Genomic DNA, 12522 nt, shown 5'->3' with positions numbered 1-12522 from the left:
ACTCTCTGTTCCTTGGTTTTACAGCGCAAAAGACCATAAAAAGCGTGGCGATAGCACTTGAGCAATCGCGGACGCAATTACATTTGGGCATTCACGCAGAGGTTACTGCGACTCGCTCGGCGCGCAAAGCACAAGCCGAATAAACACGCTAGAAAACTCGCGAGAATTAGAAACGACTTATAGAACTTTGAACAACCGAACAGGTTCGACCTTACGCGCACGTGCTGACCAAAGAAAATCATGTAAAGAACCATGCAAAGAAAACGTGTAGTGGATCGCACGAATGCAAAAATCACCCAAAGCGGCCAGAAATGTAGCGCTCCGCCTCCGCATTGCGCGGATTGTTGAACATAGTGGTGGTATCTGCAAAATACTCAAGATGCCCTGGTTTTCCAACCGCCTTAAGGTTAAAGAACGCAGTGTAGTCGGCAACGCGCGCCGCCTGTTGCATGTTGTGCGTTACAATCACAATCGTGTAATCGCGCTTAAGTTCGTTAATCAAATCTTCTACAGCAAGAGTAGAGATAGGGTCAAGAGCAGAGCACGGCTCGTCCATAAGAAGCACTTGCGGATGCACAGCCACGGCTCGCGCAATACAAAGTCGTTGCTGCTGGCCGCCAGAAAGCCCGATTCCTGGCTTATCGAGTCTATCTTTAACCTCGTTCCACAAATTCGCGCCACGCAAAGCCCACTCAACTAGGTCGTCGGCGTCTTGCTTTGAAATATGGCGATTGTTTAAGCGAACTCCTGCAAGAACGTTTTCTCGAATAGACATTGTTGGGAAAGGATTTGGGCGCTGGAACACCATTCCAACATCTCGGCGAACGGCCACAGGGTCCACATCTTTGCCATACAAATCGCGGCCTTCAAGCAACACTTGACCTTCTACGCGAGCGCCTGGAGTAATCTCGTGCATGCGGTCTAGAGTGCGCAAAACCGTTGATTTTCCACATCCCGAAGGCCCTATAAAAGCCGTAACCTTATTTGGCTCAATGCTTATGTTAACGTCTTCTACTGCTAGAAAATCACCATAGTAAATGTTCAAATGCTTAACATCAATGCGCTGACCCATTTGCGCCTCACTTTCTAAAATCCTTCGCTTTACTTTGCATTACTTCGCTTTACTTTGATTTACCTTGATTTACTTCGCTCTATTTCGCCTTTACTGAGAACACGCGCGCTACAACTCGCCCAATAATATTCAGCAGCAAAACAACCACAATCAAAGCAAGCGCCGCCGCCCACGCGCGCTCCATCGGAATCGTAGTAACGCACGAAGATAGCGCGTTAGCTGGGCAATTCGCCGAAAGCTTGGAATATTCCTGGTAAACGTACACTGGCAAAGTAGTCATTTGCCCGTCAAAAAGATTGAAATTCGTGGATGCAATAAACCCAGCTGCCATTAAAAGCGGAGCCGTCTCTCCAACCACGCGCGCAACCGCAAGAATACAGCCAGAAACAATGCCAGGCAACGCGGTTCGCAATACGATTTTTGTAATCATGCGCTGCTTTGTAACGCCTAGAGCAAGCGCCGCTTCACGCAGATCGTTCGGCACAATTTTTAACATTTCTTGACATGACTTAACAACAGTTGGCAGCATAAGCAGCGAAAGCGCAACCGACCCTTCAAAACCATTGATTGTTCCAGGTCCTACAAAAATCGTAAAGCTAGAAAACGCAAACAAGCCAGCCACAATCGAAGGAATTCCGCTCATAACGTCTACAACAAGATTAATCACCCTAGCTAAGCGGCTGCCTCGCGCGTACTCAATCAAATACACGGAGCACATAATTCCAATCGGAATCGAAATTGCCATTGCTCCAAGCGTAATCTCCAACGTTCCAATAATGGCGTGCAAAATACCACCGTAGCCGCCCGTACCAGTAGCAGCGCCGCCAACAACATAAGTCATATTATGCGTTAAAAAGTCAAGGTTTAATCGCTTAATGCCATTTACAATAGTCGTTAAAAGCAAAGAAAGAAGCGGAATTAGTGCAACTATAAAAGACAGGAAGATTAGAACGCGCATAAACGCGTCTTTTCGCTTGCGACTTGCGATTCTAGAGCGCGTTGGGCGGAACTTGTTAAAGTCGATTTTTGGGGATTCACAGCTATCTTCAATAGTCTGATTAACCTCAACAACCCCAGCTTGTAATGATTGCGAATTTTGCATCATGCACTCGCCTTTCCCGTGATTTTGCGAGCAATAAGGTTTACAGCGAATGAAATAACAAACAGCACCAAACCTGTAGCAATAAGCGCACTAACGCCCAATCCGTTGGCTTCTGGGTATTGCGCTGCTATGTTTGCTGCAATTGTTTGGTTTTGCGAAGCTTGCAAAATGTTGAATTTAAAGGTGAATCCTGGAGACAAAATCATAAGAACTGCCATTGTTTCGCCCAAAGCGCGACCAAGACCAAGCATAGATGCGGAAACAATTCCCGACTTTGCAAACGGCAAAACCGCTAGCTTTATCATCTCCCACTTTGTGGCACCAAGCGCAAGTGCGCCTTCTTGTTGCAATCGCGGAGCTTGCTGGAAAATGTCTCGCGCCATAGAAGTTATAATCGGCAAAATCATAACAGCAAGAACAATACTAACGGTTGCAGCGCTACGCGAAGGACTTGCCGCAGGGCCTGCAAAAAGCGGAATCCAGCCAAAGATGTGCGAAATAAACTTCCAGAACGGGTATATAGATGGCACGAGCACCAATCCGCCCCAAAGACCGTAGATTACGGACGGAATTGCAGCAAGCAAATCAACAACACCGCTTAAAAGTGGCACGATTTTTTGCGGAGCATAGTGGCTTATAAACAGCGCGATTCCAATCGAAACAAAGAATGCAAAGAGCAGAGCGAGCGCAGACATAAGAACAGTTCCAAAAACCATCGGAGCTACGTAGCTAAGAAAATCGTGCGCTTTGCCGCCAGTAAAGTCCAAAAATACTTGACTTACTTGGCTTTTGTTTGCGCCTAGAATCGGCCACGCTTGAAACAGCAAGAACAGCGCCACAGCTGTAAGCACCATTAAAATCAGCAATCCGCATAAAAGAGCCACGTTTTTGAACACGCGGTCGGCAAAATGGCCGCTTTTGTTCGCGTCCTTACTGATTTCAGTTCTTTGTTTAGAACTCACTCATGCTCCTTTTGTAGTCATTATATAAATGCTATCAGCAGCAATATATTGACTACTCTAAAATCTTTGCAAAATGCTATTTTTACTTGCCAATCGACTGAATCGACTGAATCGACTTGTTAATCCTGCCCATAAGCTTTTCTGGCAAAGGCGCAGTTCCAGCAGCACCTTGAGCCGCAGCCTGACCATCTTTGCTAGTAACGTAGCTAAGCCACGACTTTGCGAATCGCGCTGTTGCAGCATCTTTGTAAGCACCGCACACAATATCGTAAGAAACTAGCACAATCGGATAAGCACCTTTTTCTTCTGTTTTGTGGTTTATTTTAACAACAACGCGGTGCTTTGATTTTGCTGCAGCATCTTCGTCAACCTTTGAATCGTTAACGGTTATAGAGCCACCTTCTGGGCTAATCTGGTTGTAAGAATCTCCCACTTTTACTGCAACAGTTCCAAGCTTTCCAACTTGCGAGAAGTCCGCGTATCCAATCGCTCCGTCTGCCATGCGAATTGTGGAAACAACGCCAGACGTGCCTTTTGCGCCCTGGCCTACGCTATTTGGCCAATTTTCGCTAAGATCGTACGCCCAATCGCTTGGAGCAACATCTTTTATGTAGCTTAAGAAGTTCTGCGTTGTGCCAGACTTATCGGACCTGTGAACAACTGTAATCGGCTTATCTGGAAGCTTTAGCTTTGGATTTTGCGATTTAATAGCATCATCATTCCAACGCGTAATCTTGCCGTCGAAGATTTTTGCGATTGTAGAAGCGTCCATATTTATGTGTTTTCCAGCATCCGAAACGCCTTTTAGATTAAAGATTACTGCGATTGGAGAAACGTATACTGGAACGTCGAAAGCCGTAGTGCCATTAGCACAAACCGACTTTGATTTTTCAACTTCGTCGCCGCTTAGCGATTTATCGGATCCAGCCCAAGCTGTTGCACCCGTCATAAATGTTGTAACTCCTGCGCCTGAGCCAGTTGGATTATATGCTATTTTTGCGCCAGGATTTTTGGATTGGAATCCTGCAATCCACGCTTCTACAGCAACCTGCTGGGAAGACGCACCCGAGCCTTGGAAGTTTCCTACGATTTTTGCGGAAGAATTTGCGGACGGTTGCGAACTGCTTGCAGGAATATTGTCGCCACAAGCCGCAAAGCTTACTAAAGTTGCTGATGCTAACAATCCTGCTGCAATCGCGCGCATATTCCACTTTGTGTTTAATTTGATTGATCGATTTTCTACTGCATTATTTTTTACTGCATTTTTTACTGCATTTTTACGCATATTCTTCATTCCTTTCAAGAAGAATTGCCATTATGCCAGCCAATCTGCGTTTCTCGTATAACCTACTGCAAATTTTCCTCTTAAATTAATTAAACTAATGTTCAAAACTGGCATCTTTTATTTCTTATTACCTTTTTCTTCTATTAACGATGCCAATATTAAGAGGGGGGTAAAAACCTTGCCGCCAAAATCTGATTGCACTCAGAAAATGGCGGCATTTAGCGCTACTCGCCTTTTGTTTGGCGATGCTGCGCGTCGGCGACCACATCGGCGTGTTGAACTCTACAAATTCCTAACAATATTTACCGTCATTTTTGCAGCAGTATCCGCGTATTCGGATATGTCGAAAGTGTGAAACTCCTCGTATTTTGTGTCTGCATTGTCGCTCATTGCGCGCACAACTAGCGCTGGAACGTCGTTTCTTGCAGCAACGTGAAGAATCGCAGCGCCTTCCATTTCTACAGCATCCGCTTGAGTCGCCTCAATAACTTCCGCCACTTTTTCGGGCGTGTCTACAAAATATCCGCCAGATGCGATTGTTCCCAAAATGTGGTTAATGCCCATCTTTGTTAAAACGCTGTCTGCAGTTTTAAGAAGATAATCATCTGAATGATATTCGTTTGTAAACGGCTTCCACTGATTAATCATGCGCATGTCGGTGTCTAAATATCTTAATGTTTTTCCAAGAACAACATCATTTGTATGCAAATTTTTATTAAGATTTCCCGCAATTCCCGAAAAGATTACGGCCTGCGGCTTGTACGTATCAATTAAATACTGTGCAGTTGCAGCGGCATTTACAAGTCCCATTCCGCCAACCGTTGCAGCCACTTCGATTTTTCCGCCATCTTCGCATTCAAGCACGCCACAAGATACATCTAAGCTGGCTGCCTTATTATGCTTAACATTGCTAAGAGAAGCGGCAATGTGCACAACTTCTTCTTCCATAGCGCCAATAATGGCAATTTTTGTAAACTTAGGCATTCGTCAAATCATCCTTTAGTCTTAATCTTATGTGTTGCATTTAATCACGCGCGTTGTATTTAATCTCGCGCGTTGCATTGCGTCTAATCAAAAATACGCTTACACAACACATAATAACAAAAGACGCGGTTGCAATTTTTAGCAAAGCACTGCACGTGAATTCAAACCAAGGATTTGTAGCTGGAACATTCAAAAACTCCATGATTTGATTTTGAAGCGCAATAAACCCAAAGAAAGACGCTATTAGCAAAACGCAAATCGTAGAGCCAACAACAAGACGCCATCCGCGCACAAAAACGCAAAGCACAATCAACGTAATAAACGGAACAATAACGCTAAACCATAGTGCGGAACAGGCAACAACTGTGTAGCCTTTGCTGTGAGTGCCGCGATACCACGCAAACGCCAGAAGAAATGCGCCAGCAAGCAAAAGCGCAAAAATCGCATATCGTGCAATTGGAAGAGCGCGGCTTAAAGCGCCATCTTTATCTTTAGGAAGACTGTTGCGATTTGTGGCTGGCGATTCACACATTTTGCACTCCTTTGTTCAAAAATGCTGACTATTTGAGGATTTATTGTAATAGTTTGTAACTAAAAAAAAACACGGCGTGTCGCGCCGTTAGCGCGGTCTAAGCGCGTGAACAATTTTCCGCTTTTTGTAGCTCGACACGCCGATTAAAGCAACAAAATCGGCAAAATCAAGACTTAAGTCTGTGAGAAGAAACAGACTGTGCAAGAGTGTTAAGCAATCGCGCAGTATCTTCCCAAGAAATGCATCGATCCGTAATCGACTTTCCGTATTCAAGCTCGCTCAAAGGTGCAGGATCTTGGTTTCCGCCTTGCAAGAAGCTTTCCATCATAACGCCTTTAATGCCCTTTTCGCCGTGCGCAAAACGATCCGCAATATCTTGCACAACTTGAATCTGGCGATGTTCATCTTTGCCAGAATTCCCGTGCGAGCAGTCGATTACAACGCCATTAGACGCTACGCAATTCGCTCCAAGCCTCAATCGAACTGAAGCAACGGCAGCTGCAACAGAAGATGCATCGTAGTTTGGCCCCTTGCTAGAGCCGCGCAAAACAACATGACAATCAGGGTTTCCAAGCGTTTGTACAGCGCAAGCGCGTCCAAGATGGTCAATTCCAAAGAAAGTGTGATGCTGGCTAGCAGCTAGGCAGCCATTGACGGCGGCAGTAACAGAGCCATCTGTAGCGTTCTTAAATCCAACTGGCATAGAAAGACCACTAGCAAGCTGGCGGTGAATCTGCGATTCCGTGTTGCGCGCGCCAATCGCCCCCCAGCTAACCGCATCCGCAATAAACTGCGGGCTAGTCGGCTCCAAAAACTCGGTTGCTGCAGCCAAACCAGCGTCCAAAACGCCAAGAAGCGTGCGACGCGCCAAAAGCAAACCCTTGTGAATATCGTGCGTGCCGTCAATATCTGGGTCGTTAATCAAGCCCTTCCAGCCAACTGTTGTGCGCGGCTTTTCAAAGTAAACGCGCATAACAATCAAAAGCTCGCCTTCGAGCTTTGCGCGCAAATCAGCCAAACGAGACGCGTAGTCAAGAGCCGCAGCGGGGTCGTGAACCGAGCAAGGTCCAACGATTACAAGCAAGCGGTCGTCGTCTCCGTTAAGGCATCCGCGAATCTCATCGCGTGACTCGGCAACAATATCTTGCGCATACGGAGAAAGTGGCAACTCGCCAAGAACTTGAGCAGGAGTGGGAAGCGGCTCCAACTCCAACACGCGACGGTTGATTATGCGATCTACGCCAACCTGGTCTTCCCAGCGCTCGAATTTAGACGAGTCAAGCGGATTCATGCCGTTTTCAACAGCTTGCTTGACTGCGCTTGAAATGCGCTGATCAGGCGTAGATTCCATTTGTCACCATCCTATAAAATAAGCTGCGCTAAATGTGGAAGCGTTTGACGTAATTACAAAAGCACTACAAGTTTATGTAGTCGCTCCGACCTGCCTTTGTGCGTTACGCTCTAAGCGAAAAAGGCAGATCCTGTCGTTAGCGCGGTCTAAGCGCGCTAACGTCTTCGCAGCGCAGAAGCAATTGCAATGCTTTATAGGGGTACTTCGCAAAGTCATCAGTCAAAGCGCGTGCGCAGAAGCAATGCTTCTGCCTTAAGCGGCTCGGGCGCTTTGGAGTAGCTTAAGCGCCCAATGCGCTTAAGCTAAGCCACTGCATTCGCGCGGTCTACGCGCGCGAATGTCCTCGCTTGCGTTGAAAGTCCACTGGACTTTCAACCTGAGCAAGCTCGGGCGCGCTCGAGTAGGCTAATTTCCTAGTGAAATTAGCCTAGGCGAGCGCGCCCATTGGGTCCCACGCCGGTAAAACAATTGCTGGTTCTTCTAGTGCTTTCTTATATTCTTCTGGCAAAAGAGCCTTAGGCACAGCAACCTCGTACACGTACTCAGTAAACCAATCGTCGCTCATAGTAAAGTAACCCTTGTCGGCAATCTCTGGCCCCCAAGAGTTCTCAACACGCCAGCGGCGAGTAGTCGTGCCGTCATCCGCAACATCAACTCCAGCAAACGCCATAGCATGATTCATAGCCGAATCAGCAAAACGCACTCGCTGCTCCTTGTTCAAATCAAAATCAACGCCATAAACGCGATCGTACTCAAACAAATCCGTAGCCCACGCGCCATTATCTCGATCCATCATAGGGTGGCAATCCGCACCAAACCAAACTGGAATACCCTGCTCAACAAGAATCTTACGCACGCAATCCTTCATAAACTGGTTTGGCACGTTCAAATATTCCGTAGCATCTCCGCCAGCAACATTGCCCAAATGCTCAATCGCAATCTTCTTGCCCTTTGGATGCTCCGCACGTGGATCGTCCACCAAGCAAACATAGTCTTCCAAACCAGCAGTAACGTACTTCTTCCAAAACTCAACTGGCGTAATTTCGCCATCGCGATGGAACTTTCCGTCCTCGTCTGTCCACTCCCAATCGAAGCTCTTTGGCGGCTCACCCAAGTGGATTGTAAGAATCCTATGACCCGCAGCCATAGTCGTCTCAATAATATTGTCAATGTCGGCAGCGTTGGCATACATATGAGCCACAGCCGTGTGCAAAAGCTTTTTAAGCTGAGTATTCATATCGCCAGTGTCTTTAGAAGACTCGGTTTCTGGATACAAATCCTTAGGAACAGCACCATACTTCTTGTAGACGTTCATAGCCATAGTCCACTGACCGCCGTCACCCATAACGTCACTGAGCAAATGCTGCAATAAACGAGAATCGGAAGGCTCTCCAGAGCGAACAAGAGCCGCAACATCCTTTAAGAAGTAGTTGATTCGCTCAAGCTTGTCGAAGTACATTGCGTAATTTTGCGAAAACTCAAAATCTTTAACTTTAAGCGATTTTTTAGCAACAAATCGCGCAACATTCAAAGAGCTAAATAGCCAGCAGCGACCAGAATGATCTTGATGCCTTGCGTCGCCATTATCCACAACCGTTGAGAATCGGCGCTGCAGCAAGCGAGCGCGGTCGTAATTTCGCGCCACTTTTTCGATTCCTGCAGCCGTAACGCCGTTCATTGCCAAACGATTCAATGGATTTGCGTCAAAATCGTCACGCAAACCTTGCAAAGCTTCGGCACTTAATTCACAGATCTCAGTCACTGTATAACCTTTCTTGTTTTTCTTGTTTTATGTTTATTTTTTATAGTTTATTTTAGCTTTTTTCGCAAATCTTGCGTCTGCTTGCGATTTTTCCGCGCAAATCACGCATCCAAATCACGCCGCGCGCATCTACGCCAGAAATTCACGACTCTTGAACTCACGACTCCTGCGCAATTGCCTCTTCAACTTGAGCTTGTGCATCTTTTCTAGCCTGCTTTTGAGCATCCGCATCTCTACGCTCCGAAGCAACATCACCTGCAGAATCGCCAGAATGCCCCTGTCCAGAAGCAGCATCTCCAAAGTCAAATCCCGAGAACGCGTTTGCAAAAAGCGACCTAAGCTCAGTAACGCGCTGCGTGATTTGCGCTTCCCTATGCTGCAACTGCGTTAAGCGCGCCGTCATGCCGTCCAGCTCCTTCTGAGCCGCAGCCCTACGCTCTTCCACCTGAGCCGTAGCATCTTGCATAGCTTTGCGAACGATTTGCGCAGCCTGAGCATCCGCATCCTTATGCGCTTGAGCAGCATAATCATCCGCATCTTGATGCACTGTTTTCGCTCGCGCAACAAGCGCATCCGCCTCTTCTTGCGCAGCACGCTCACGCTCTTTTAGACCAGAAATAAGCTCGTTCACCTTTTTTGTGGCCTCTTCTTGCTGAGCGGCAATATCGTTTCTAATTTGCTCAACTTCTGCACTAACTTGGCTAAGAGTACGCGTGCGCTCAACTTGCGCTTCGTCTGCAATCTCTTGGGCTTTTGCAGCTGCAGCATCCGTGATTTCTCCAGCCTTGCGCTGAGCATCCGCCATCATCTTTGTTGCGCGCTCTTGCATATCTGCAAGCTTCTTATTTGCTTCTGCTAAAGCCGATTCAATTTGATCATTCGTTTCTGCTTTAGCATGTGCGATTTCCGCGTTTGCAGCCGACCTTTGTTCCGCGATTTTTTGCGCTGCATCCGCCTTTAGCTGTGCAATTGCGCGTTCTTGCTCGGATTTTTCGGATGCCATTCGCTTCGTGTGCTCTTCACGCGCATTGTTGATTTCTAGCGTTGCAGCATCTTTTTGTGCATTAACATCTTTACTCGTTGTTTCGCGCAAACGCTCTGAATCCTCTTTCGCAGCGCTTGTCATCTGATTTGCCTTATTGCTTGCCGTAGAAAGCAGCGTATCTGCCTTAGTTTGCGCTTCTTGAAGCAAATGTTCCGCGTCTAATTTTGCATTATTCAGTAAAGTTCCTGCCTGAGCTTGAGCCGTCTTTTTAATAGACGCAGCGTCTTGCTTTGCACGCTCAATTAATTGCGCACTAGTTTGCTCTGCCGAAGCAAGTAATTGTTGCGCATTTGCGCCCAAAGATGCAAAAGTATTTCCGCTTTTTGCACGTTTTACATTATTTTTTTCTTCTTGCAATTGTGCTTGCAATTGCAAAATTGACTCGTCACTAGATCGCACTTGTTCACGCAACCGCGATATTGTGCGCTCATAGTTGGTAAAGGCTTCGTTGACTTTATCTTTGTCGTACCCTCGCAAAGCAGTTGGGAAACGATCTGGCACCATGTTTATTCCTTTCACAAACCCCCGCACGACTCTACTTATCGTGCACACTCCATCAGCAATAACGCTATCACTTTAGTTGCTAAAACACTCGAGCGTGTCGCGCGAATTACTTGAGCAATATTCCCGAAGACGAAGGTTTCATATAGTAATTTACAGCTTCGCAAATTATGCTTTTTCCAGCTTTTATTTGCGCGTCTAATGGCAGCCCGTGGCGTGCATCATGCAACGCAACCACTGGCGGAAAACTTACAAACCCTGCGATTATGCGCTTTTTAGAATTATTCGACGCCCAATCTAGCAATCTATAAAACAGCGAATTGCAAACATATGTTCCTGCATCCGAGCTTAGCGTAGACGCAATCCCACTATGAGCAAAATCGTTTAGAATCATTCTTAGCGGCAGCCTAGTCCAGTACGCAGCAGGCCCATTTTCAACGATTGATACGCTTTGAGGAGTGTGGTTATCTACGTCTGGCTTATTTGCATCCATTATGTTTGTAGCGCATCGTTCTAGTTGCACTCCACGAGCCGCGTGCTTTACGCCTGTTGCAATTACAATATCCGCGTCTTGCGCGTTAATCGTTTCTAAAAGATGCGGCCAAGCATTTGCAAAGCTGATTGGCAACATTACAGACGTGATTTTTACGCTAACATCTTCTGGAAGATCAAAATCCGCAAGCAAATCGCCATTTTTGGCGTGTTCAAGAACTAGCGGCACTTCGTGCGAAGGATTTATGCTTAAATCCTCGTATGGCCCAAACCCAGAAATCACTACGTTAATTTGATTCATAACAATAGCTTTCTATAGCTTTCTAACAATAGCTTTTACTTGTCTTTAACTACAAGCGCAAGCAATCGTCCTTCGTGAGATTTTCCTGCAAGACCAGCGCGCCTGTGAGAATACCATAATGGATTTTCCAGCGTACACATTGGGTTTTGCAACGCCTTAAGGCGACTTTCCAGCGCTTCGCCTTCGCCGTCTACCTTACAAATCGTTTGCAACTCTTCATCTTTAGCCAAATATTGTGTGGCAGCAGTAACACGCGGCAAAGCGTCGACAATGTTTGCAACTCCTGCAAGCGCTAAATCAATGCGAGCAGCTTCTGCAATATCAATTCCAAGTCCACCAAAACGCGTTTGCGTTACAGTTTGTGGGTATCGGCGTTCAAAGTCGCGCGCGATTTCTTCGCCAACTTCGTAGCAATCACCACAAATGCATGGCCCTAAAACAGCTGTTATATTCGAGCGTTCGGCTCCCTTTTCGCACATTGCTTCAATAACAGAATCAAGCACGCCAGCCATTAAGCCTTTTCTGCCACAATGCGCTGCAGCAATTACGCCAGATTCACTATCTGCAAGCAAAACTGGCAAGCAATCTGCAGCAAACATTCCTAAAGCAAGCGAGCAAGCAGTTGAAACTTGCGCGTCCGCTTCGATTTTAGCGTGTGAATCTGCAAAACCTGTAGCATCAAATCCATACGGAGTATTCCACGAATCAACTATTGAATCTGCATCAAAAACACTATTTCCGTGAACTTGGCTAACAAGGCACAAGTCAGATTTAAGCGCGCGTTGCAAAGCGCAACGGTTGCTAAACACAGATTTAGCATCATCGCCAGCTTTGCCTCCTAAATTAAGCGAAGCAAACGCACCTTCGGAAATTCCACCTAATCGCGTTGTAAAAACAGCATGAGCGCGTGCTCCAAGTGGCACTGGAATTGTCACTGGAATTGGCAAGCCATCTTCGTCTTCATGCGCAAGTGGCATTCCTGCTACGCTAGTTTCTTGCATATTATTCGCTTTCGTTTTGTCTTATTCGTTTTGTCTTATTCGTTTTGTCTTATTCGTTTTGTCTTATTCGTTTTGTCTTATTCGTTTTGTCTTATTTGATGTAACAACTTATTTTATGTAAAAGTTAATCAA

11 protein-coding genes are annotated in these 12522 nt (G+C 46.3%); all 11 read right to left on the bottom strand.

Going from position 1 to position 12522, the window contains the following annotated elements:
* Positions 1 to 292: 292 nt before the first annotated feature.
* The 11 genes from pstB to NYP65_RS05140 all read right to left on the bottom strand — a co-directional run bounded on the left by pstB (position 293) and on the right by NYP65_RS05140 (position 12390).
* Positions 293 to 1072, bottom strand: coding sequence for a phosphate ABC transporter ATP-binding protein PstB (gene pstB / locus NYP65_RS05190; protein ID WP_004131665.1), 780 nt, complete (start codon positions 1070 to 1072; stop codon positions 293 to 295).
* 79 nt (positions 1073 to 1151) lie between these two features.
* Positions 1152 to 2177 (bottom strand): phosphate ABC transporter permease PstA, encoded by a 1026-nt coding sequence (gene pstA, locus NYP65_RS05185; protein WP_473410723.1) that lies wholly within the window; start codon positions 2175 to 2177, stop codon positions 1152 to 1154.
* Positions 2174 to 3136, bottom strand: coding sequence for a phosphate ABC transporter permease subunit PstC (pstC, locus tag NYP65_RS05180; protein WP_473410722.1), 963 nt, complete (start codon positions 3134 to 3136; stop codon positions 2174 to 2176). The genes pstA and pstC overlap by 4 nt, the downstream gene beginning before the upstream one ends.
* Positions 3137 to 3218: 82 nt before the next feature.
* On the bottom strand, positions 3219 to 4430 hold the full coding sequence (gene pstS / locus NYP65_RS05175) for a phosphate ABC transporter substrate-binding protein PstS (protein WP_346284237.1): 1212 nt from the start codon (positions 4428 to 4430) through the stop codon (positions 3219 to 3221).
* 273 nt (positions 4431 to 4703) lie between these two features.
* Entirely contained in the window at positions 4704 to 5405 is a 702-nt protein-coding gene (mtnN, locus tag NYP65_RS05170; protein WP_346284195.1) for a 5'-methylthioadenosine/S-adenosylhomocysteine nucleosidase, read from the bottom strand.
* A gap of 40 nt (positions 5406 to 5445) precedes the next feature.
* A complete protein-coding gene (locus tag NYP65_RS05165; RefSeq protein ID WP_060785842.1) occupies positions 5446 to 5937 on the bottom strand; it encodes a hypothetical protein in 492 nt (163 codons plus the stop codon).
* A gap of 166 nt (positions 5938 to 6103) precedes the next feature.
* Positions 6104 to 7288, bottom strand: coding sequence for a 3-deoxy-7-phosphoheptulonate synthase (locus tag NYP65_RS05160; protein ID WP_473410721.1), 1185 nt, complete (start codon positions 7286 to 7288; stop codon positions 6104 to 6106).
* A 427-nt stretch (positions 7289 to 7715) separates the two neighbouring features.
* The gene (locus tag NYP65_RS05155; RefSeq protein ID WP_004133519.1) at positions 7716 to 9050 is read right to left on the bottom strand and encodes a C1 family peptidase; all 1335 of its coding nucleotides are present in this window, start codon (positions 9048 to 9050) and stop codon (positions 7716 to 7718) included.
* Positions 9051 to 9207: 157 nt separating this feature from the next.
* Positions 9208 to 10599 carry a hypothetical protein gene (locus tag NYP65_RS05150; protein ID WP_004133520.1) on the bottom strand — a complete coding sequence of 464 codons (1392 nt, stop codon included), beginning with the start codon at positions 10597 to 10599 and terminating at the stop codon, positions 9208 to 9210.
* 106 nt (positions 10600 to 10705) lie between these two features.
* Positions 10706 to 11389: a pyroglutamyl-peptidase I gene (locus tag NYP65_RS05145; protein WP_004133521.1), complete on the bottom strand. Its 684-nt coding sequence runs from the start codon at positions 11387 to 11389 to the stop codon at positions 10706 to 10708.
* 35 nt (positions 11390 to 11424) lie between these two features.
* Positions 11425 to 12390, bottom strand: a complete 966-nt coding sequence (locus NYP65_RS05140) for a purine nucleoside phosphorylase YfiH/LACC1 family protein (protein ID WP_004133522.1) — start codon at positions 12388 to 12390, stop codon at positions 11425 to 11427.
* Positions 12391 to 12522 lie beyond the last annotated feature (132 nt).

This window comes from Gardnerella sp. c12Ub_1, from assembly GCF_055804375.1.
This window is presented reverse-complemented; position numbering and strand designations above follow the sequence as displayed.

What these genes read in the sequence shown, in the direction of transcription:
- pstB (WP_004131665.1), bottom strand. Translation starts at nt 1,072, where the DNA reads ATGGGTCAGCGCATTGATGTTAAGCATTTGAACATTTACTATGGTGAT.
- pstA (WP_473410723.1), bottom strand. Translation starts at nt 2,177, where the DNA reads ATGATGCAAAATTCGCAATCATTACAAGCTGGGGTTGTTGAGGTTAAT.
- pstS (WP_346284237.1), bottom strand. Translation starts at nt 4,430, where the DNA reads ATGAAGAATATGCGTAAAAATGCAGTAAAAAATGCAGTAAAAAATAAT.
- mtnN (WP_346284195.1), bottom strand. Translation starts at nt 5,405, where the DNA reads ATGCCTAAGTTTACAAAAATTGCCATTATTGGCGCTATGGAAGAAGAA.
- NYP65_RS05165 (WP_060785842.1), bottom strand. Translation starts at nt 5,937, where the DNA reads ATGTGTGAATCGCCAGCCACAAATCGCAACAGTCTTCCTAAAGATAAA.
- NYP65_RS05160 (WP_473410721.1), bottom strand. Translation starts at nt 7,288, where the DNA reads ATGGAATCTACGCCTGATCAGCGCATTTCAAGCGCAGTCAAGCAAGCT.
- NYP65_RS05150 (WP_004133520.1), bottom strand. Translation starts at nt 10,599, where the DNA reads ATGGTGCCAGATCGTTTCCCAACTGCTTTGCGAGGGTACGACAAAGAT.
- NYP65_RS05145 (WP_004133521.1), bottom strand. Translation starts at nt 11,389, where the DNA reads ATGAATCAAATTAACGTAGTGATTTCTGGGTTTGGGCCATACGAGGAT.
- NYP65_RS05140 (WP_004133522.1), bottom strand. Translation starts at nt 12,390, where the DNA reads ATGCAAGAAACTAGCGTAGCAGGAATGCCACTTGCGCATGAAGACGAA.